This is a genomic window from Pseudomonas sp. NPDC086581 (assembly GCF_044746165.1).
Taxonomy (GTDB): Bacteria; Pseudomonadota; Gammaproteobacteria; order Pseudomonadales; family Pseudomonadaceae; genus Pseudomonas.
In genome coordinates, this window is the sequence record NZ_JBIVBR010000004.1 from 396130 (window position 1) to 416141 (window position 20012).

Annotated in this window: 18 protein-coding genes; 13 read left to right on the plus strand and 5 right to left on the minus strand. The window is 64.1% G+C overall.

The window, feature by feature from the left end; translation table 11 throughout:
• Positions 1–146: 146 nt before the first annotated feature.
• Positions 147–1907 carry a cation:proton antiporter gene (locus ACIPK7_RS11545; RefSeq protein WP_192435478.1) on the plus strand — a complete coding sequence of 587 codons (1761 nt, stop codon included), beginning with the start codon at positions 147–149 and terminating at the stop codon, positions 1905–1907.
• A gap of 12 nt (positions 1908–1919) precedes the next feature.
• On the opposite strand, the gene ACIPK7_RS11550 is transcribed toward ACIPK7_RS11545, so the two are convergent.
• Positions 1920–2690, minus strand: coding sequence for an ABC transporter ATP-binding protein (locus ACIPK7_RS11550; protein ID WP_192435477.1), 771 nt, complete (start codon positions 2688–2690; stop codon positions 1920–1922).
• Positions 2691–2698: 8 nt separating this feature from the next.
• Positions 2699–3454: an ABC transporter permease gene (locus ACIPK7_RS11555; RefSeq protein WP_192435476.1), complete on the minus strand. Its 756-nt coding sequence runs from the start codon at positions 3452–3454 to the stop codon at positions 2699–2701.
• 122 nt (positions 3455–3576) lie between these two features.
• On the opposite strand from ACIPK7_RS11555, the gene ACIPK7_RS11560 reads away from it, so the two are divergent.
• From ACIPK7_RS11560 to ACIPK7_RS11585, 6 genes are read left to right on the plus strand one after another with little or no spacing between them, the layout of a single operon-like run.
• On the plus strand, positions 3577–4314 hold the full coding sequence (locus ACIPK7_RS11560) for a sulfotransferase (protein WP_225615011.1): 738 nt from the start codon (positions 3577–3579) through the stop codon (positions 4312–4314).
• A 15-nt stretch (positions 4315–4329) separates the two neighbouring features.
• Positions 4330–5253: a glycosyltransferase gene (locus ACIPK7_RS11565; RefSeq protein WP_401087783.1), complete on the plus strand. Its 924-nt coding sequence runs from the start codon at positions 4330–4332 to the stop codon at positions 5251–5253.
• On the plus strand, positions 5250–6245 hold the full coding sequence (locus ACIPK7_RS11570) for a glycosyltransferase (RefSeq protein ID WP_192435474.1): 996 nt from the start codon (positions 5250–5252) through the stop codon (positions 6243–6245). Before ACIPK7_RS11565 ends, ACIPK7_RS11570 begins: the two co-directional genes overlap by 4 nt.
• Before the next feature lie 5 nt (positions 6246–6250).
• Positions 6251–7336: an acyltransferase family protein gene (locus ACIPK7_RS11575; protein WP_401087785.1), complete on the plus strand. Its 1086-nt coding sequence runs from the start codon at positions 6251–6253 to the stop codon at positions 7334–7336.
• Positions 7333–8088, plus strand: coding sequence for a class I SAM-dependent methyltransferase (locus ACIPK7_RS11580; RefSeq protein ID WP_192435472.1), 756 nt, complete (start codon positions 7333–7335; stop codon positions 8086–8088). Before ACIPK7_RS11575 ends, ACIPK7_RS11580 begins: the two co-directional genes overlap by 4 nt.
• 3 nt (positions 8089–8091) lie before the next feature.
• Positions 8092–9249 (plus strand): acyltransferase family protein, encoded by a 1158-nt coding sequence (locus ACIPK7_RS11585; protein ID WP_401087787.1) that lies wholly within the window; start codon positions 8092–8094, stop codon positions 9247–9249.
• A 6-nt stretch (positions 9250–9255) separates the two neighbouring features.
• On the opposite strand, the gene ACIPK7_RS11590 is transcribed toward ACIPK7_RS11585, so the two are convergent.
• Complete coding sequence (locus ACIPK7_RS11590; RefSeq protein ID WP_225615010.1) at positions 9256–10047, minus strand: 2OG-Fe(II) oxygenase; 792 nt, start codon at positions 10045–10047, stop codon at positions 9256–9258.
• Positions 10048–10065: 18 nt separating this feature from the next.
• Between ACIPK7_RS11590 and ACIPK7_RS11595 the strand changes: the two genes are divergently transcribed.
• Positions 10066–11958: a sulfatase gene (locus tag ACIPK7_RS11595; RefSeq protein WP_192435470.1), complete on the plus strand. Its 1893-nt coding sequence runs from the start codon at positions 10066–10068 to the stop codon at positions 11956–11958.
• Between the two features lie 136 nt (positions 11959–12094).
• Here ACIPK7_RS11595 and uvrD read toward each other — a convergent pair whose 3' ends face one another.
• On the minus strand, positions 12095–14275 hold the full coding sequence (gene uvrD / locus ACIPK7_RS11600) for a DNA helicase II (RefSeq protein WP_081519077.1): 2181 nt from the start codon (positions 14273–14275) through the stop codon (positions 12095–12097).
• 176 nt (positions 14276–14451) lie between these two features.
• Here uvrD and ACIPK7_RS11605 point away from each other — a divergent pair, with 176 nt between their 5' ends.
• Complete coding sequence (locus tag ACIPK7_RS11605) at positions 14452–17295, plus strand: EAL domain-containing protein (protein ID WP_401087790.1); 2844 nt, start codon at positions 14452–14454, stop codon at positions 17293–17295.
• Between the two features lie 39 nt (positions 17296–17334).
• On the opposite strand, the gene ACIPK7_RS11610 is transcribed toward ACIPK7_RS11605, so the two are convergent.
• Positions 17335–17640, minus strand: coding sequence for a c-type cytochrome (locus tag ACIPK7_RS11610; RefSeq protein WP_192435468.1), 306 nt, complete (start codon positions 17638–17640; stop codon positions 17335–17337).
• A 197-nt stretch (positions 17641–17837) separates the two neighbouring features.
• Between ACIPK7_RS11610 and ACIPK7_RS11615 the strand changes: the two genes are divergently transcribed.
• The 4 genes from ACIPK7_RS11615 (at position 17838) to ACIPK7_RS11630 (ending at position 20011) form a co-directional block, all read left to right on the plus strand.
• Complete coding sequence (locus ACIPK7_RS11615; RefSeq protein ID WP_192435467.1) at positions 17838–18635, plus strand: CbbQ/NirQ/NorQ/GpvN family protein; 798 nt, start codon at positions 17838–17840, stop codon at positions 18633–18635.
• Positions 18619–19212, plus strand: a complete 594-nt coding sequence (locus ACIPK7_RS11620) for a cytochrome c oxidase subunit 3 (RefSeq protein WP_192435466.1) — start codon at positions 18619–18621, stop codon at positions 19210–19212. The genes ACIPK7_RS11615 and ACIPK7_RS11620 overlap by 17 nt, the downstream gene beginning before the upstream one ends.
• Positions 19209–19457, plus strand: coding sequence for a cytochrome C oxidase subunit IV family protein (locus ACIPK7_RS11625; RefSeq protein ID WP_192435465.1), 249 nt, complete (start codon positions 19209–19211; stop codon positions 19455–19457). Before ACIPK7_RS11620 ends, ACIPK7_RS11625 begins: the two co-directional genes overlap by 4 nt.
• A 113-nt stretch (positions 19458–19570) precedes the next feature.
• A complete protein-coding gene (locus tag ACIPK7_RS11630; protein ID WP_045213987.1) occupies positions 19571–20011 on the plus strand; it encodes a cytochrome c in 441 nt (146 codons plus the stop codon).
• The last annotated feature ends 1 nt before the right edge of the window (position 20012 follow it).

Here is a 20012-nt window from a genome sequence, read left to right on the forward strand (position 1 = left end):
ATGGGGGCGGATGAATCCCTTTCCAAATCAGTCTGTTACTGATTCTTTCAGAACCGCCTGTCGGAGGACTCGGATGGTAGGCTTCGCTGAGCGAGGCCGTCAGCCGCGCGATCCCCCTGACCAGCCCGCCGCGAGGACCGCCGACCATGCATGCCATCGACTTCATCCAGGACCTCGCGGTGATCATGCTGATCGCCGGTTTCGTCACCATCCTCTGCCACCGCTTCAAGCAGCCGGTGGTGCTGGGCTACATCATCGCCGGGGTGATCATCGGTCCGCACACCCCGCCGTTCGCCCTGGTGCACGACGAGGAAACGATCAAGACCCTCGCCGAGCTGGGGGTGATCTTCCTGATGTTCTGCCTGGGGCTGGAGTTTTCCCTGCGCAAGCTGTTCCAGGTCGGCGCCACGGCGTTCATCGCCGCGTTCCTGGAAATCACCCTGATGATCTGGGCCGGCTTCGAGATCGGCCGCCTGTTCGACTGGAGCACCATGGATTCGCTGTTCCTCGGCGCGATCCTGGCGATGTCCTCGACCACCATCATCATCAAGGTCCTGGGCGACCTGAAGATGAAGAACGAACGTTTCGCCCAGTTGATTTTCGGCGTGCTGATCATCGAGGACATCCTCGGCATCGGCATCATCGCCCTGTTCTCCGGCATCGCCGTGAGCGGCACGGTGGAGGCCGACCAGGTGTTCTCCACGGTCGGCAAGCTCAGCCTGTTCATGGTCGTCGCGCTGGTCGTCGGCATCCTGCTGGTGCCGCGCCTGCTGGCCTACGTGGCGAAATTCGAAAGCAACGAGATGCTGCTGGTGACGGTGCTGGGCCTGTGCTTCGGCTTCTGCCTGCTGGTGGTGAAGCTCGAATACAGCATGATCCTGGGCGCCTTCCTGATCGGCGCGATCATGGCCGAGTCGCGCCAGCTGATCCAGATCGAACGCCTGATGGAGCCGGTGCGTGACATGTTCAGCGCGATCTTCTTCGTCGCCATCGGCCTGACCATCGATCCCAAGGTGCTGGTGGACTACGCCGCGCCGATCCTGGTAATCACCCTGGTGGTGGTCGCCGGCAAGCTGGTGTCCTGCGGTGCTGGCGCATTCATCGCCGGCAACGACGGGCGCACCTCGATGCGCGTCGGCATGGGCCTTTCGCAGATCGGCGAGTTCTCCTTCATCATCGCCGCGCTGGGCATGAGCCTGGGCGTGACCAGCGACTTCCTTTATCCGGTGGTGGTCGGCGTGTCGGCTATCACCACACTGCTGACGCCCTACCTGATCCGTTCGGCCGACCCGCTGGCGCTGTACCTGGGCCGCAGCCTGCCATCGCCCATGGTGCGGGTGTTCAGCCTGTACGGCGAATGGCTGCGCAGTATCAAGCCGCGCGGCGACAAGGCGATACTTGCCGGGATGATCCGGCGCATCCTGCTGCAGGTCGGGGTCAACCTGACGCTGGTGATCGCGATCTTCTTCGGCCTGGCGTTCTTCGCCGACCGCCTGTCGCAGTGGCTGGCGCAGTTCGTCGAGCACGAGGCGCTGCACAAGGCGCTGATCTGGGGCGCCGCGTTGCTGCTGTCACTGCCGTTCCTGATCGCCGCCTACCGCAAGCTCAAGGCGCTGGCGATGCTGCTGGCGGAGATGGGCGTGAAGGCGGAGAGCGCCGGGCGCCATACGGCCCGCGTACGCCGGGTGATTTCCGAGCTGATCCCGCTGCTGTCGCTGGGCGGCATGATGCTGCTGCTGGCGGCGCTCAGTTCGAGCATCCTGCCGCCGGGCGAACTGCTGGTGGTGGTGGCGCTGATCGCCGCCTTGGTGATCGCGGTGTTCTGGCGCTGGTTCATCCGCGTGCATTCGCGGATGCAGGTGGCGCTGATCGAGACCTTCGAGCAGAGCGGCGGCGGGCATCACTGAGCCCGCCGGCTTTCATTGGACGGGCTCGAGATCCTGCTTTTTGGCTGACTGCTCGCGTTCAAGCTTCTGCATGTCGCGAACCGCAATCCGGACGGCCTCATGGTATTGGCCCACGACTTCACTAGCCTCGCCGCAGAGTACCGACCGTCCCCGTTCGATCCAGAGTGCCCGGTGGCAGAGCTCCTTGATTGCCTCCATGCTGTGCGAAACCAGAATCACGGTCTTGCCTTCCTTGATCTTGGTCTTCATGGCTGCGTGGGATTTCTCGCGGAAGGCCTGGTCGCCAACACCAAGCACCTCGTCGATCAGCAGGATATCCGGGTTGGCGTGGATCGCCACGGCGAAGCCCAGGCGGGCGCGCATTCCCGTCGAGTAGGTGCCCACCGGCCGTTCGAAGAAGTCACCCAGGTCGCTGAATTCACGGATGTCATCCATCTGCCGGCGGATGTCGGCGAGCTTCATGCCCAGCAGCAGGCCGCTGATGACCACGTTGTCGCGCCCGGACAGCTCGGGCTTGAAGCCGACGTTCAGCGCCAGCAGGCTGGCATTGAGAGGTTTGCTGCGCTGCAGGGTGCCGCGGTCGGGTTCGACTATGCCGGCGATCATGCGCAGCAGCGTGCTCTTGCCCGCACCATTGTTGCCGATCACCCCGAGGGTTTCGCCTTCGTAGAGTTCGAAACTGACGTCCTGCAGGGCCCAGAACGATTCGTAGCGCAGCATCCCGACCCGCTGCCGGTAGGACAGGCCGACGTGCTCGGCCTGGAGAATCAGGTCACCGGACATGCATCACCTCAGAACAGAAGCTTGGGGTACTTGCGCTCGTTGCGGTGCAGGACCCACAGCGCCAAGGACAGGAACGGGACAGCGACCGACAGCACGTAGAGTTGTTCGCCCCAGGTCGGCCACTGGTTGTGCAGCAGCACGTCGCGGAAGGCGGTGATCATCACCGTCATCGGATTGAGATTCAGCAGTGGTGCCATGGAGGCGGGGATCTCGTGGATGCTGAAGAACACCCCGGACATGAACATCATCAGCATCAGGAAGTTGTCCACCACCTGGCGCAGGTCCGGCACGAAGGGCAATACCGAGGCGAGCAGGAAGCCGAAGCCTATGATGAACAGCAGCTGGTTGAGGATCAGCACCGGCAGAGCCAGCCACTCCACCGATGGGCGGTAGCCGGCGAGCAGCAGCGAGAGGATCAGCAGGGTGAGGATGATCAGAAACTTGAACGTGTTGCTCAGCACCGGGATCAGCGCGAACACGTATTTGGGCACGTGGATCTGCTGGATCAGGCCGGCGTTCGCCTGGATGGCGTTGCTGGCCTGGCGCACCGAGCCATCGAACCATTTCCAGGCGACCATGCCGCTGAGCAGCAGCGGGACATAGCCGGGACGGCTGTGGCCCAGGGCCAGGCCGAAGACAATGTAGAAGGCGCCCATGTACATCACGGGCTCGAGGATCCACCAGAGGAATCCGAGGAAACGCCGCGCCACTTCGGTGCGCAGGTCGCTGTAGACGCCGAATAGAATGATGTCCCTGTGCTTCATGTCTTTCTTGTTGGATTGAAAAGGGTGGGGTATTTAAACACAATGCGTCGCAGCAAGCCTGCGTGCCGATTGCGGCGCAATCTGTGCGGATCATCGCCCAAACATAAGAAAAAAGAGCTGGTATGCGCCTATTTGATGTCTTGTTCGGTTCCTCCCGCAAAGCTCCCCAGCCCGCTGAAGACCTAGTGCTGATGGTGGTTGGCATGCACCGCAGCGGCACCAGCTTCCTCACTGGCTCCCTGCAGGAGTCCGGCCTGGAGCTGGGCAAGCACAGCACCTGGAATCCCCACAATCTGAAGGGCAACCGCGAGAACGGCGATATTGTCGCGTTCCACGATGCGTTGCTCGCCGCCCGTGGCCATGCCTGGGACAATCCGCCCAGCGTGGCGCCGATCTGGACCGAGGCCGAATACGTCGCTGCCCGCGAGCTGATCGACGGTTATGACGGTGTGAAACGCTGGGGGTTCAAGGACCCGCGCGCACTCCTGGCCGTCGAAGGCTGGCTGGAGCTCATCCCGCAGCTGCGTTTTGTCGGCATCTTCCGCCACCCTTCGGCGGTCGCCGACTCCCTCCAGGCCCGTGGCGGCATGCCGCGTGAACAGGCCCTGGGCCTGTGGAAGGCCTACAACGCCCGTCTGCTCGAACTGCACGCACGGGTGAAATTCCCGGTGCTGTGCTTCGACCAGGACGAGGAAAGCCTGCACCGCCAGCTGGACGAGGTGCTGCGTGGCTTTGGCCTGCAGCCGCCAGCCACGGAGCGCTTCTTCAGTTCCGAACTCAAACATCATCGGCACGGCGACGAGGCACTCGCGCCCGAGCTGGATGCCATGTACCGGGCTCTCAAAGCCATCGCTCACTGATCCGGGGGTTGTGTCATGCCCATCTTTCGTCGCGCGCCGCGTCTGAGCGTCGTGGTCATTGTCTACAAGATGCCAGATCAGGCCGAGAAGACGCTGCAGTCGCTCAGCCCTGCCTACCAGCATGGTGTGAACGAGCGTGACTATGAAGTCATAGTCGTCGAGAACCATTCCGACCGGCTGCTGGGGCGCGAGCGTGCCACCCGGCACGCAGGCAACGTGCGCTATTTCCATCGCAACGAAACCGAGCGTACGCCGGTGCACGCGATCAACTTCGGCGCGGCTCAGGCCCGCGGCAGTCACGTCGCGATCATGATCGACGGCGCGCGCATGCTCTCGCCCGGTGTGCTGCGTCATGCCTTGGACGCTTTCCGTCTCGATGCGGAGGCGGCGGTCTCCGTGCCTGGCTACCACATCGGCCACAAACTTCAGCAGGTCGCGGTGAACGAGGGCTACAACGAAGATGCCGAACAGGTGCTGCTGCAGAGCATCGAGTGGCCCAGCAACGGTTACCGCCTCTTCGACATCGCAGTGCTCAGTGGCTCGTGCCAGGGCGGCTTCTTCCAGGCCAACTACGAAAGCAACTTTATCGGCATGTCGATGCGCAAATGGAAGGCGCTGGGCGGGGTGAATCCGCGCTACAACGACTTCGGCGGCGGCAATGCCAACCTGGACCTCTACAAGCGTCTGCTGGAATACCCGAAGACGCCGTTCTATCTGCTCTACAGCGAGGGCTCGTTCCACCAGTTCCATGGCGGAGTGACCACCGGCACGCTGCGCGAGGAGCGCGAGCGCATCTACAAGCTGCTTGACGAGCAGGACAAGCAGATCCGCGGCGAGAACCGCAATCCGCCTAGCGTGCAGCCGATCCTGCTGGGCTCGGCACACCCGCACATCTTCCGCTTCCTCAACCATTCGCTGAGCCGGGTACAGGCGATATGAGCCTGTTACATGAGCGGCGTCCGCTGCTGTCGATCATCGTCATCGCCTACGACATGCCGCGCCAGGCGTTCAATACCTTGCTCAGCCTGGCACCGGACTACCAGCAGGGCGTCGATTCCGACGACTACGAAGTGATTCTGGTGGAGAACCGCTCACAGCGGAACATGGATGCCGAGGCCATCGCGCGTCTGCCCGGCAACTTCCGCTACTACCTGCGCGATGAACAGGGCGTATCGCCGGCACCCTCGATTAATTTCGGTATTGCGCAGGCGCGGGGAAGTTTCATCGGCCTGATGATCGACGGCGCGCGGATGGTGACTCCCGGAGTGCTCCACTATGCATTGATGGCCCTGCGCATGAATGAGGATGCCTTGGTCGTAGTGCCGGGCTACCACCTTGGCGAGGATGAGCAGCAGTTCCATCTCAGCCGTGGTTACAGCGAGGATGCCGAGCGGGCGCTGCTGGAGAAGATCGACTGGCGCAACCAGGGTTATCGGCTGTTCGAGATTTCCTGCTGGAGTGGCGCGAATCCCAACGGATTCTTCCAGCCATTCATGGAGTGCAATTGCCTGTTCGTTTCCGCCCAGAGGCTGGCCGAAGTCGGCAATGCAGACGAACGCTTCGACATGCCCGGAGGAGGGGCCCTCAATCTGTTCATCTATCGCGCTCTGGCCGTGCATCCGCGAACCCAGCTGTTCATGCTGGCGGGTGAGGGCTCGTTCCATCAGTTGCACGGTGGCGTGACCACGTCGGAGGTGACCGGGCGCGATAGGATTCTGGAGTTGCAGAAGGAGCAGCTGTGCGAGCTGCTCGGTGAGCCCTTCCGCTCGCCGACGGTCGAGCCGATTCTGCTGGGCAAGGTGAAGGCGCCGGCACAGCGCTATCTGCAACGCTCGGCGGAGCGGGCGCAGGATCGATTCGGACGCTTTGCGGCGCGCGGTGAGCATCCCTTCCAGGATGATCTGCAGAAGAGCGCCGAGGCCAGGCGCTGACTGTCATGGCCGACGCAAGGATTGCGGTGCTCGACGACCTGCGCGGTGTCGCCATACTGCTTGTGGTGCTCTACCACGGGGTGACCGCAGCCTTTGGTTTCGTCCCGCCTGCCGGTGGCAGCTACTGGCTGGCCTACGTCTATGCAGGGAACAGTGGTGTCAGCCTGTTCTTCCTGCTCAGCGGAATTCTGGTGTCGCGCCCTTTTTTCCTGGCGTTAAGCGAACGCCGGACAATGAACCTGAAGCGTTACGCCTTGCAGCGGGCCCTGAGGATTCTTCCGCCGTATTATCTGGCGGTGCTGGTGGCCGTGCTGGTCACCGGGCGTTACGAGCAGCTGCCCGCTGCGATGGTGTTCCTCGCCTGGGGCTATGACGTTGGCGTATTCAGCAATGTCTGGTGGAGCCTCGCCACGGAGGTCCAGTTCTACCTGTTCCTGCCGCTGTTCTTTCTGGTACTAGGATTTGATCGCCGGCTGGCCGCGGGCGCACTGCTGATCTGGCTCGCGCTGTTCATTGCTGTCACCTTGCGCTGGGTTTCCTTCGGACTGCTGGGCAACATCTACTGGGCCCTGTCCCTGGCAGGGAAGCTGCCGGTGTTCCTGCTGGGCATGGGAATCGGCTGGCTACTGACCAAACAACGACTGCCAACGCTGAGTACCGCTTCAGGAGCAAGTGTGTTGCTCCTGCTTGTCGTTGTGCTGGCCATCTTCCTGCAGATCACCGTAGAGCACGGTGTCGTCGAGTTCTCCTGGCGGCAGCCTTGGATCGTGCTTCCGGAAAGCCTGCTCTGGGGCGCCGTAGCCTGGGTGATGCTATCGACGCCAGGCCTTGGCGGTGGTCTGCCCGGCCGACCATTGCGCTATCTCGGGCGGATTTCCTATTCGCTCTACCTGATTCACCAGCCGGTGCTGGTGGCTTGCCTGTCATATGGCAATGCTGCCGGCGCACCGGTCTGGCCAAGGCTGCTTCTGGGCCTGGCGCTGGCGCTTGCGCTGGCCCACCTGAGTTACTGCCTGATCGAAAAACCAGTCCTCTCACTGAAGAATCGGTACTCTTCTAAAACTAAATATTCGGAGGCTTTGCCGGTATGACTTCTGTTTATATGCCGCCATCGGTGCGCCACTTCGAGCCGCTGCACATGGTCTTCAGCACTTGGATTGACCACCTGCCGTTCGGCTACGACATAGTGGCTGCGCTGCGACCCAGGCTGCTGGTGGAACTGGGCACGCACAAGGGCCTGTCCTACTTCACCTTCTGCCAGGCCATGAAGGAGAACGAGATCGATGGCGTCTGCTACGCCGTCGACACCTTCGAGGGCGATGCCCACACCGACAAGTACGACGAATCGGTATTCAATGCGGTGAACAACCATAACCGCCAGAACTACCACGGCTTCTCCTACCTGATGCGGATGTTCTTCGAGGATGCCCTCAAGCACTTCGACGACGACACCATCGAGTTGCTGCACATCGATGGTTTCCACACCTACGAGGCGGTCAGCGCCGACTTCGCCAACTGGTATCCCAAGGTGAAACCGGGCGGCATCATCCTGTTCCACGATGTCATGGCCCGCGTACAGGACTTCGGCGCCTGGAAGTTCTGGGACGAGACCCGCGACCAGCACGAGACCTTCACCTTCAACCACGGCTTCGGCCTGGGCGTGCTGCGCAAGCCCGGCGGCGATCGCAGCAATGACCACTCGCTGATCAAGCTTCTGTTCAAGGACGCCAAGGCCGATGAGGGGGCCGGTTTGCGTGCTTTCTACGTGCATGCCAGCAAGCATCTGGAGAACACCCGCAAACTCAAGCGCCTCACCCAGGGCCAGCAGCAGCCGGCGAACTGAGGCATGAGCGAGCGCTCCGACTCTCCTGCCGGCCTGCGCCAGCCGGGCAGCTACCTGCCAGAGCTGGAGTCGCTGCGGGGCTGGGCGATTCTCCTGGTGGTGGGCTTCCACTACTTTGGAATCCTCGGCCTGGCAGGGCGCCCGGACAACCCTGCCTGGGTTACCCTGCTGGGGGGCGGAAATACCGGCGTCACCCTGTTCTTCGTGCTCAGCGGGTTCCTGTTGGCGCGGCCGTTTCTGCAGGGGTTGCGAAACGGACAGCAGGTGAGCATCCGGCGCTTCTACTCGGCACGTTTCTTCCGCATCGTGCCGCTTTATTACGCGGCAGTGCTGCTGGCCTGGTTCATGACGCAGAAGGTGGTCGCGCTCAAGGCTCTGCTGTTCATCCCGATAGGTTTCCAGGCCTTCCCCTTCAGCGTGCCCTGGTGGTCGCTGTGTACCGAGATCCAGTTTTACCTGTTGCTGCCCTGGGTCATGTGGTTAGTGCGCTTTCGCGCCGGGCGCTGGCTGGTGGGAGGCGCGCTGCTGGCCTGGGCCGCGGCCCACGTCTACCTGTTCCATTCGCCGGGCTGGCTGTCGCCGTCCAATCCCTGGGAGAACTCCTTGTTCGGTCGCGCGGGTGCTTTCCTGGTGGGAGCGCTCTGTGCCGGATTCAGCCTGAGCGCGGGATACGCCTGGTTGAGCCGTCGCTCCTTCGTGGCCTTCGGCCTGCTGACGGCCTGCCTGCTGGGGCTGGTGCGCCTGTGGTTGTGGTTTTCCCTGAGCGGAGAGCGCAATGCCCTGCAAGCCTTGCCGATGTACCACAACATCGAGTCGTTGCTCTGGGGCGGCGTGATGCTCGGGTTGCTGGCGCTGAGCTGGCGGATCAAGGCGATGCTGGTCAATCCGCTGGCCGATCATTTTGGACGGATTTCCTACTCGCTCTACCTGATCCATGTGCCGGTGCAGTTCTATTGCCTGTATCCATTGAAAGCTACCGGCTTGACGCTGGACGCGAATGCCGACGTCTACCTGATGCGCATTGCCTTGAGCCTGGTGTTGTCCTGGGCCCTGGCATGGCTGAGCTATCGACTGGTAGAGATGCCCTTCCTGCGTCTGAAGTCGCACCTGGCGACCTATTCTGGACGCGCCCCCTGGGCGCGTCGTGCCGCTGACGCCTGATTGCAGTCAGGCGGGAACATCACGCCAGTGGGTGGCGAAGCCGGGTTGAGCTTCGCCTTCGGGGCGGCCGTTGGTGTAGTAGTACAGTGCCAGGGAGCGGCGATAGACGTCCTCCGGGCAGGTGAGGGGATGTGGGTGCCCATGGAACGAGCTGGCGGTCGTGCTGAATACCACACAGCGGTTGGCGATCGGCAGCACACGCCGAGGGGGGCCGGCCATCTCCGTGTCCCAGAGCTCGAGGTGGCCGCCATAGCTGTCGGGCCACTCTTCGTTCAGGTAGATCAGCACGTTCAGTCGGCGGTCCAGGCCGAAATCCCGGTGAGTGGCGAAGTCGGTGTGCACCTTGAGGAATCCGCCGCGGGCGATCTGGTGAATCCCGGCACCACGCAGGTTCGGGTCAGGGATCAGGTTGGCGATGCCACTGAGCTGCGACAAGTAGTCGAGGAAACCGTGGGAGTTGAGCTCCCAGAACAGCTGACGATAGGTCGGCGGCATGCGCAGGGGATCGCGGATATTGCGCTTGTCCTTCTGCACGTACTCGCCGCTGGCCTTGTCGGTGTGGGTCGCATTGTTCCACAGCGGATCGGCCTGGTCGTGCGGGTACTCTTCGAGCAGCCTGGAGAAGGTGGCGGGCGGGAGAAAGTTGTCGATGACGATATGCGGGAAGGGGGCATTGCCCGCATAGTGCGGTGCCTGGTCGGCAACCCCGGCCATCAGCGCGCGATAATCCAGCAGCAGTCCATGGGATGGGGCGCTGATATTGCCGTTGCTCTTTGGCGCGAAAAGATTCTTAAGCATTTTTCGGGGATTCACTGAATGTTGTTCTTTTCCACGCGAGCGGCGTCTGCGCTCACGACCCGACTTGTCATTGCCTGGCTGATTCTGCTTGCCATGGTCCCTGTGAGCAATGCTCAGGATCAAGCCGAGAAACCCAATATTCTCTTCATCCTCGCCGACGACCTGGGTAACAACGACATCGCCTCCTGGGGAGACGGTCAGGCACCGACGCCTACTCTGGACCAGCTCAGCCGCCAGTCGCTGCGTTTCCGGCAGCACTATACCGATAGCACCTGCTCGGTCAGCCGCGCCGCGCTGATGACCGGTCGGGACCCGGTTGGGATCGGCTTCGAGCCCGATGGCCTGGGGCTTTCACCCGATCTGGAAACCCTCCCCAAGTCACTGCGTGCGCTGGGTTACAGCACTCACCATCTTGGCAAGTGGCATGTCGGAGAAGGGCTGGAGTATCTGCAGATTCGTCCGAACCACCAGGGTTTCGATGACTGGTTCGGCATGCTCAACCATTTCGTTCTGCAGGGCCCGGATGCTCAGGGGCAACTGATCCGGCGCAAGCCCACCTTCAATGATCCGTGGCTGGAGCGCGACGACGGCCCGCCGATCCAGTACAAGGGGCACCTTGACGACCTGCTGACCGACCAGGCCATCTCGCTGATCGACCAGGGGCAGGTAGCGGGCAAGCCCTGGTTCATCAATCTCTGGCTGCTATCGCCCCACCATCCTTTCGAGCCTTCGCAAACCTATCGCCAGCAGTTTCCCGATACCGAGGCGGGGCGCTACCTCGCTGTACTCAAGCAACTCGACCATAACGTTGCCCGATTGCTCGACGCGCTCAAGGCCAGCGGACAGTTGGACAACACCCTGATCGTGTTTACCAGCGATAACGGCAGTCCGAACATTGCGCGCGACAGTAATTATCCGCTGACCGGCACCAAGGCCACTTATTTCGAGGGCGGCGTGCGGGCTCCGCTGATGATGATCTGGCCGGGGCACACCAATGACCGGGACGTGATCGGCATTTCGCGGATCACCGATCTTTATCCGACGCTGATCGGAATGGTCGGCGGCAAGGCGCCTGCGGGACTGAGCGGGCGCGACCTTTCCCCGCAGCTTGAATCCGGCGCGCCCTTGCCCGAGGTCGACGAGCTGTACTGGGCGGCAGATGTGATGAGATGGGGCATGACTTACGGCGGGCATATTCCGGGGCGAGGGCTGTTCTATCGCAACCTGTTCTCGCAGTTGGAGAGCCGTTCGGTTTCCGGCCCTGTGGATGGTGCGAAGACCGTCCTGTCGACGCTGAAGCCCTTCAGCAAGGAAGAGGCCTCCGATCTGATCCGCCGTTGGGAGCGCCACGCGCGCCCGGTTCCCCTAGAGTGGCACCCTGCCGAAGGCGCGGCACCGGCTTATCTGAGCGGACGGGACTATCAGCGTTCGCCCGTGTTCGGCGGCTATAGCCTCGGTCTGGGAGCTATCCGCAGTGTCGGCATGGGGCGCCAGGTACTTGTGGAACAGCCTGGCCTCTGGAGCCTCGTCCTGGAGCGGGGCCGTCTGGTGGTGACTCACGGCGGCAGCCGCTTCGAGGGTAGCCCGGTGAACTGGCGGGAAGGTTGTAACGCCGTAGTGACCACTTTCAACATCAAGCCGGTCTCGACTTTCCCCTTCCCGGGCAAGGAGGAAGGCAAGCTGGTGATCTACGTCAACGGCAAGACGGCTTTGACCGCCGACCAGCCCATGCCGCGCGTGGCAACGGTCGAAGCGATGACGCAGCCGACCTACGTCGGTGCATCGAGCTCCGGGATGGATCGCTATGCCGGAAGGATCGGCCGGCCGTTGCTGGTCGGCAAGTTCCTCATGCCGCAACAGGATGGCTACGCCCTTGGCGACATGGACCAGGCCATCTGCCCGGGACGGTGATCGATTCGGAGCGAGCCCTCCGGTCGGAACAGAAGGCGGCGGGCATGGCCCGGCCCGGCTCCGCCGCAGGGGCGGGTCATGCCGCGATTCAAGTCGATGGAGTTCGCCTACAGGTTGAGTGCGGCGTGAGGTGGGATCAGATCGCCTCCAGCTTCGCATACCCCATCATCAGCCACTTGCTGCCCTCGCTGTCGAAGTTCACCTGCACCCGTGCCTGGGCGCCGGAGCCTTCGAAGTTGAGGATCACGCCGTCGCCGAACAGCGGGTGGCGCACGGACTGGCCGAGGCTGAACGGGGTGTCCGGTACGCTGGCGCCGCTGAACAGGTTGCCGCTGCGCTGGTTGCCCGACAGCGGACGGCTCACCGAGTTGGACAGGCGCACTTCCTGGATCAGGCTCGGCGGGATTTCGCGGACGAAGCGCGAGACCTTGTTGTAGGTCTCGCTGCCGTACAGGCGGCGAGTTTCCGCGTAGGTCATGACCAGACGGTGCATGGCGCGGGTGATGCCTACGTAGGCCAGGCGGCGTTCTTCTTCCAGGCGGCCGGGCTCCTCCAGGCTCATCTTGTGCGGGAACAGGCCTTCTTCCACGCCGGCGAGGAACACCAGCGGGAATTCCAGGCCCTTGGCGCTGTGCAGCGTCATCAGCTGCACGCTGTCCTCGAAGGCATCGGCCTGGGTGTCGCCGGACTCCAGCGCGGTGTGGTCGAGGAAGGCCACCAGCGGCGGAGTGTCCTCGTCGTCCGGGGTTTCGAAGGCGCGGGCGGCGCTGACCAGTTCTTCCAGGTTTTCTACCCGGGCCTGGCCTTTCTCGCCCTTCTCTTCCTTGTGGTAGGTGATCAGGCCGGACTGCTCGATGACGATCTGGGTCATCTGGTGCAGCGGCAGGCCCTCGACCTTCACCGCCAACAGGTCGACGGTTTCCAGGAACACATTGAGCGCACTGGCGGCGCGGCCGGCCACGGCCTTGGCGGCGATCACGTCGTTGATCGCGCGCCACATCGAGGTGCCGTTGTGGCGTGCGGCGTTGCGGATCGCCTCGACGGTCTTCTCGCCGATGCCGCGCGGCGGCACGTTGATCACCCGCTCCAGCGCGGCGTCGTCGTCGCGCAGGCGGATCAGGCGCAGGTAGGCCAGGGCGTTCTTGATCTCGGCACGCTCGAAGAAGCGCTGGCCGCCGTAGATGCGGTAGGGAATCTTCTCGCGCAGCAGCGCCTCTTCGAGCACGCGGGACTGGGCGTTGGAGCGGTAGAGAATGGCGATGTCGCTGCGCTTGAGGCCGTCCTTGCGCAGGGCGTCCTCGATGGTCTCGACGATGTAGCGCGCCTCGTCGTGCTCGTTGAAGCCCGAGTACAGGGTGATCGGGTCGCCGTCGACGCCGTCGGTCCACAGTTCCTTGCCCAGGCGCCCGCTGTTGTTGGCGATCAGCGCGTTGGCAGCCTTGAGGATGGTGCCAGTGGAGCGGTAGTTCTGCTCCAGACGGATGTCCTCGGTGCCGGCGAAGTCATCGCCGAACTGCTGGATGTTCTCGATCTTCGCGCCGCGCCAGCCGTAGATCGACTGGTCGTCGTCGCCTACCACCATCAGGCTCTCGCCGCCCTTGCCGAGGAAGCGCAGCCAGGCGTACTGGACGGCGTTGGTGTCCTGGAACTCGTCCACCAGGATGTGGCGGAAGCGCCGCTGGTAGTGCTCCAGCAGGCTCGGACGGTCGCGCCAGAGGTCCAGCGAGCGCAGCAGCAGCTCGGCGAAGTCGACGACACCGGCGCGGGCGCAGGCCTCTTCGTAGGCCTGGTAGACGCTGACCATGGTCGCCAGGTACAGGTCGCCGCCGGCCTGGATGTTCTGCGGGCGGTTGCCCTCGTCCTTCTGGCCGTTGATGAACCACTGCGCCTGCCGCGGGGGCCAGCGCTGCTCGTCGAGGCCCAGTTCGCGCACCACGCGCTTGACCAGGCGCAGCTGGTCGTCGCTGTCGAGGATCTGGAAGTTCTCCGGCAACCCGGCTTCCTGCCAGTGCGCGCGCAGCAGGCGGTGCGCCAGGCCATGGAAGGTGCCGACCCACATGCCGGCCGGGTTGATCCCCAGCAGCTGCTCGATCCGCGCGCGCATCTCGGCGGCGGCCTTGTTGGTGAAGGTCACGGCCAGGATGCTGTGCGGCGAGGCGTTCTCGACCTGGATCAGCCAGGCGATACGGTGCACCAGCACGCGGGTCTTGCCGGACCCGGCGCCAGCGAGCACGCGCTGGCGCCCCAGCGGCGCGGCCACGGCCTGGCGCTGCGGGTCATTGAGGGAGTTGAGCAGGTAGGAGATGTCATCGTTCATGGGGCGGCATTCTACCGACGGGCGGTTTTCCCCGGCAAACCCGCCCGCCGTCCGGCGTCTTCCCGACGAAAGTTGGGCGGGTACGCAGCCAATTGCCATCATCCTGCTTGGGCGGGGCTACCTCCTCGGGTATGCTCCGCCGACGCCTAGGCCTGACACCTACAAGAAAAACGCCTATGACCGCTTATGTAGAGCCTTCGGCGATCCCGGTGAGCCATGCCGAGATCCGCCAGCAGTACGCTCACGAAATTGCCGTCGAACGCACGCGCCTGCTCTATCAGGGCTCGCGGGTGCCGACCTTGCTCATGCTGCTCAACGGCCTGGCCTGCGCCGGATTGCTGTGGGATTACGTGAAACCGGGGTTGCTAGCCGGCTGGCTGGTTTCGCTCGTGCTGTTGGCCGTGCTGCGGCTGATCCAGGTGTCTGCCTTCAACGCCGCTCCTGCCGAACGCCAGGCCAGCCCGCACTGGCAGCGTACCTTCCTGTTCGGCGCCGGCGCCTCGGGGCTGACTCTCGCTTTCGCCGCCATAGCCCTGGTGCCGCCGGACGCCTTCCTCCAGCAATCTCTGGTATTCGGCCTGATCGCCGCGGCGATCCTCTCCGCCAGTGTTGCCTACGCGGTCAGCCTGCCGGCCTTCCTGACCTTCGCCTTGCCCTGCCTTTTTCCGTCCATTGCCTATTTATTGATCAGCGATAACCCGCTGCAGCAAGGCTGGGGCGTGCTCGGGGTGATCCTGCTGGCCGCGCTGCTGGTGGTGGCGTGGCAGATTCATCGGGTGGTGCATGTCGGCCTGCTGCGACGTTTCCAGGCCCAGGCGCTGGTGGCGCACCTGGAGCGCGCCAAGGCGCAGACCGAGGCGCTGAACCAGGATCTGGAACGCGAAGTCGAGCAGCGCCGTCGCGCCGAACGCGAACTCTGCCGCGCCCGCGATGCCCTGCAGGAGCGGGTCGAGGCGGGCAGCGCCCAACTGAGCCACACCGAGGCACGCCTGGCCCTGGCGCTGGAAGCCAGCGAACTGGGCCTGTGGGACTGGAACCTGCTGACTGACGAAGTGCACCACTCACACCTGGAAGAAATCTTCGGGATTACCCAGGACGCGGTGAAGAGCGTGCGCAACGACCTGCGTCCGCGCCTGCACCCCGATGACCTGCCGCTGCTGCGCCGCGCACTGGTCGAGCATCTCAAGGGCCGCACCGACGGCTACCGCATCGAATACCGCGTGCGCCACGCCGCCGGCCACTGGGTCTGGGTGGAAGACCGTGGCCGGGTGATGGAGCGCGACGACCGCGGACAGGTCACGCGGATGGTTGGCACCCGCGCCGATATCTCCCCGCGCAAGCTGCGCGAGGAAGAACAGCGCCTGGCGGCCACGGTGTTCGAGGCCGCCAGCGAAGGCATCATCATCCTCGACCCGGATTACCGGTTGATCGCCCTCAATGAGGCCTTCACCCGTCTTACCGGCTATCGCCGCGAGGAAGTGCTGGGGCACAACGTCGCTCGGCTGATGGGGTCGGCGGAGGCCCTGCGCCGTTACCAGTCGATCCGTGCCGATCTGGAGCGCCTGGGCACCTGGCAGGGCGAGCTGATCGAAACGCGAAAGAACGGCGAGTTGTACCCGCAATGGCTGCAACTGAATGTGGTGCGTGACGGACGCGGGCAGGTCGCCCACGTGGTCGGCTTCTTCGCCGACCTCACCGCTCGCCGCGACGCCGAGGAGCGCCTGCGCTACCTGTCGCACTACGACGAACTCACCGGGCTGGCCAACCGTACGCTGTTCAAGGAACGCCTGCATGAGGCCAGCCAGCGCGCGCGCCAGGAAGGTCGCACGGCGGCATTGCTGCTGATCGACCTGGACCGCTTCAAGCTGCTCAACGACAGCCTCGGCCACGAAGTCGCCGACCAGTTGCTGCGGCAGATGTCGCGGCGCATGACCCAGACCGTGCCCGAGGCCGACACCATCGCCCGGCTGTCCGGCGACGAATTCGCCGTACTGATCGACTCCTACGCCAGCCTCGCCGCCTTGGCGCGGCTGTCCAGCCGTCTGCTGGCCAAGCTGCGCACGCCGATGACCGTCGGCGGCCACGAGCTGGTAATCAGCGCCTCGGTCGGCATCAGTCTGTTGCCGGACAACGCCTGGGAAATCTCCGCGCTGATGAGCCAGGCGAACATGGCCATGCAGCATGCCAAGCACCTGGGCGGCAACACCTTCCAATTCTTCACCGACAACCTGCAGGCCTGCACCCTGGAGCGTCTGCAGCTGGAAACCCGCCTGCGCAAGGCCATCGACGAAGGCCAGCTGGACGTGCACTACCAGCCCAAGCTGAACCTTGCCAACGAGCGCCTGGACAGCGCCGAGGCGCTGGTGCGCTGGCGGCACCCGGAGATGGGCATGGTGCCGCCCGGCGATTTCATCGGCCTGGCCGAGGAAACCGGGCTGATCGGCGCTATCGGCGAGTTCGTCCTGCGCCGCGCCTGCAAGCAGGCACGCGCCTGGCAGCTTCAGGGCCGCGAGCTGCGGGTGTCGGTCAACCTCTCGGTGCACCAGTTGCGCACCGGCAACCTGGTCGACCTGGTGCGGACCGTGCTGGAGGACACCGGCCTGCCGTCGCACCTGCTGGAGCTGGAGCTCACCGAAAGCCAACTGCTGGACAACGTCGAGAGCGTCACCACGACCTTCCGCCAACTACGCGAAATGGGGGTGAAGCTGGCTATCGACGACTTCGGCACCGGCTATTCCTCGCTCAGCTACCTCAAGCGCTTCCCGGTGGACTACGTGAAGATCGACCAGACCTTCATCCGCGACCTGTCCGAACGCGGCGAGGACGCGGCGATCACCCGCGCGATCATCGCCATGGCGCACAGCCTGGAGCTGAAGGTGGTGGCGGAGGGTGTCGAGCACGCCGAACAGCTGCGCTTCCTGCGTGCCCACGGTTGCGACGAGATCCAGGGCTACCTGATCAGCCAGCCGGTGCCGGCGGATGCCTGCCTGGCGATGCTGGAGAGAAGCGACCGGCTCTGAAGGTGCCGGTCGCGCGGGGCGTGAATCGCCCGCAATGGATTACTTGAGAGTGACGATCCACTCGGCGAGGGTCTTGGCCTCGTCCGGGCTGACGGCGTTCGCCGGCATCGGGATAGGCCCCCAGACGCCCTTGCTGCCGGTCTTGATGCTGTTGCTGATGTGCGCCACGCCATCGGCACCGTACTTCGCCGCGACTTCCTTGAAGGCCGGGCCGACCACCGACTTGTTGACGGCGTGACAGGCTACGCAGGCCTTGGCCTTGAACAGCTCCTCGCCGGTACTGGCCATCGCGGTGGTCTGCACCAGCAAGCCGCCGAACAGCAGGGCAACCAGGGCTTTGTTCATGAACGTCTCTCCTCAGGCTTGGCGCCTCGAGGCGCCGATCGTTTTCGCCGGCTTCCCGCCCGGCTTCTGCGGCGATTCTAGGAGCGGCCCGAGCGGCCCTGGCTTGATGGCAATCAAGAACTCCTCTCGCCGCGCTTGAGGGAGGGGGGCTGGCTGATTAGTTTGCCTGGCAAGACTTCCCGCAGAGATATCTCGCCATGAACGCCCCCGCCCAGAACATCGAGCCGCTCTTCTACCAGGCGACCGGCAACGAGGTGGCGCTGTTCACCCACGCCTCTGCCCAGGGCATGCCAGTGCTGATCAAGGGCCCGACCGGCTGCGGCAAGACGCGCTTTGTCCAGCACATGGCGCAGCGGCTGAATCTGCCGCTGTACACCGTGGCCTGCCACGACGACCTGTCGGCGGCGGACCTGGTCGGCCGCCACCTGATCGGCAGCGATGGCACCTGGTGGCAGGACGGCCCGCTGACCCGCGCGGTGCGCGAGGGCGGCATCTGCTACCTGGACGAGGTGGTGGAAGCGCGGCAGGACACCGTCGTGGTGCTGCACCCGCTGGCTGACGATCGCCGCGAGCTGTTCATCGAGCGCACCGGTGAATCCCTGGTGGCGCCGCCGGGCTTCATGCTGGTGGTGTCCTACAACCCCGGCTATCAGAACCTGCTGAAGGGCATGAAACCCAGTACGCGCCAGCGCTTCGTCGCCCTGCGCTTCGATTACCCGACGCCGGACGTGGAAGCCGGCATCATCGCCCGCGAGGCCGGTGCTTCTTCCGAGCTGGCGCAGCGCCTGGCGCAACTGGGCGTGGCCCTGCGTCGCCTGGGCCGGCAAGAGCTGGAAGAGGTCTGCTCGACGCGCCTGCTGGTACTCACCGCGCGCCTACTGCAGGCCGGCGTGGCGCCGCGTGATGCCTGCCGCGCCGGGCTCGCCGAGCCGCTGTCGGACGACGAGGCCACGGTCGCCGCGCTGATGGACCTGGTCGATGTCCACTTCGCCTGAGGCGACGCTCAGCGCCCGGCACCTGCCGGGCGACCTGGCGATGTGGTTCTTCATTCTCGCCGAGCTGACCGTCTTCGCCATCCTCATCATCGTCTTCGCCGTGACCCAGCATCTGGACGTCGAAGGCTTTCGCGCCGGGCGCGCGCAGCTGGACCTGTCCACCGCCCTGGCGCTGACCCTGACCCTGCTTACCGCCGGCTTCTGCGCGGCGATGGCGGTGGAGCAGGTGCGCCACGGCCGGCAGCGCCGTGCGGCTGCCCTATTGAGTTTCGCCGTGTTGCTGGGGCTGGCCCATGTGGTGCTGAAGTCCGGTGAATACCATCACCTTGCTGCGCGTGGGCTGGACCTGGAGTACAGCACCTTCTTCACCCTGTTCTGGCTGATCACCGGCTTCCACTTCCTGCACGTGCTGCTGGGGTTGGTGATCCTCGGCTGGATGACCCTGCGTTGCCTGCGCGGCGCCTACCGCAGCGACGCCCTGGGCGGGCTGGAGTCCGGCGCGTTGTATTGGCACATGGTCGACCTGGTCTGGGTCGTGCTGTTCCCGCTGGTCTACGTGCTGGCGCCTGGTTCATGAAGACGTTGCTGCTTGCGTGGCTGCTGACGCTGCCGATGTCCGTCGCCTCGGTCTGGCTCGGTCACCATGCATCCGACTTGCTGCTGCCGGTGGCGGCGATCCTGCTGCTGGGCCTGGGCAAGGCCTGGATCATCGCGCTGCGTTTCATGGAGCTGAACCGCGCCCCGCGCCTGTGGCAAGCGCTGCTGCTCGGCTGGCCGCTGGTGGTCACCGGAGTGGTTCTGGCACTACACGCAACTCCCTGATTTTTCTTCGAAAAAATACCTGACTGGAAGCATTGGTCTTTCTTGATTGCCATCAAGCGAGAGGTCCTGGGTCGCTTCCTACAATGGCGCCGACCGTGACCTAGGAGGGCCCCATGTCAGAGACATTTACCAAAGGGATGGCGAGGAACATCTACCTGGGAGGAGGCGTTTTCTTCTTCCTGGTGTTCCTCGCGCTGACCTATCACACCGAAACCACCTTCCCCAAGCGCACCAACCAGAGTGAGCTCACCGAATCGGTGGTTCGCGGCAAGCTGGTGTGGGAGCAGAACAACTGTGTGGGTTGCCATTCGATCCTCGGCGAAGGTGCCTACTTCGCGCCGGAGCTGGGCAACGTAGCGGTCCGCCGTGGCGGTGACGCGGCCTTCGGCAGCTTCCTCGCGGCCTGGATGAAGATGCAGCCGCTGGGCGTGCCCGGTCGCCGGCAGATGCCGCAGTTCCACCTGAGCGACCAGGAGGTCACTGACCTCGCGGCGTTCCTGCTGTGGACATCGAAGATCGACACCAACAAATGGCCGCCGAACAAGGAGGGTTGAA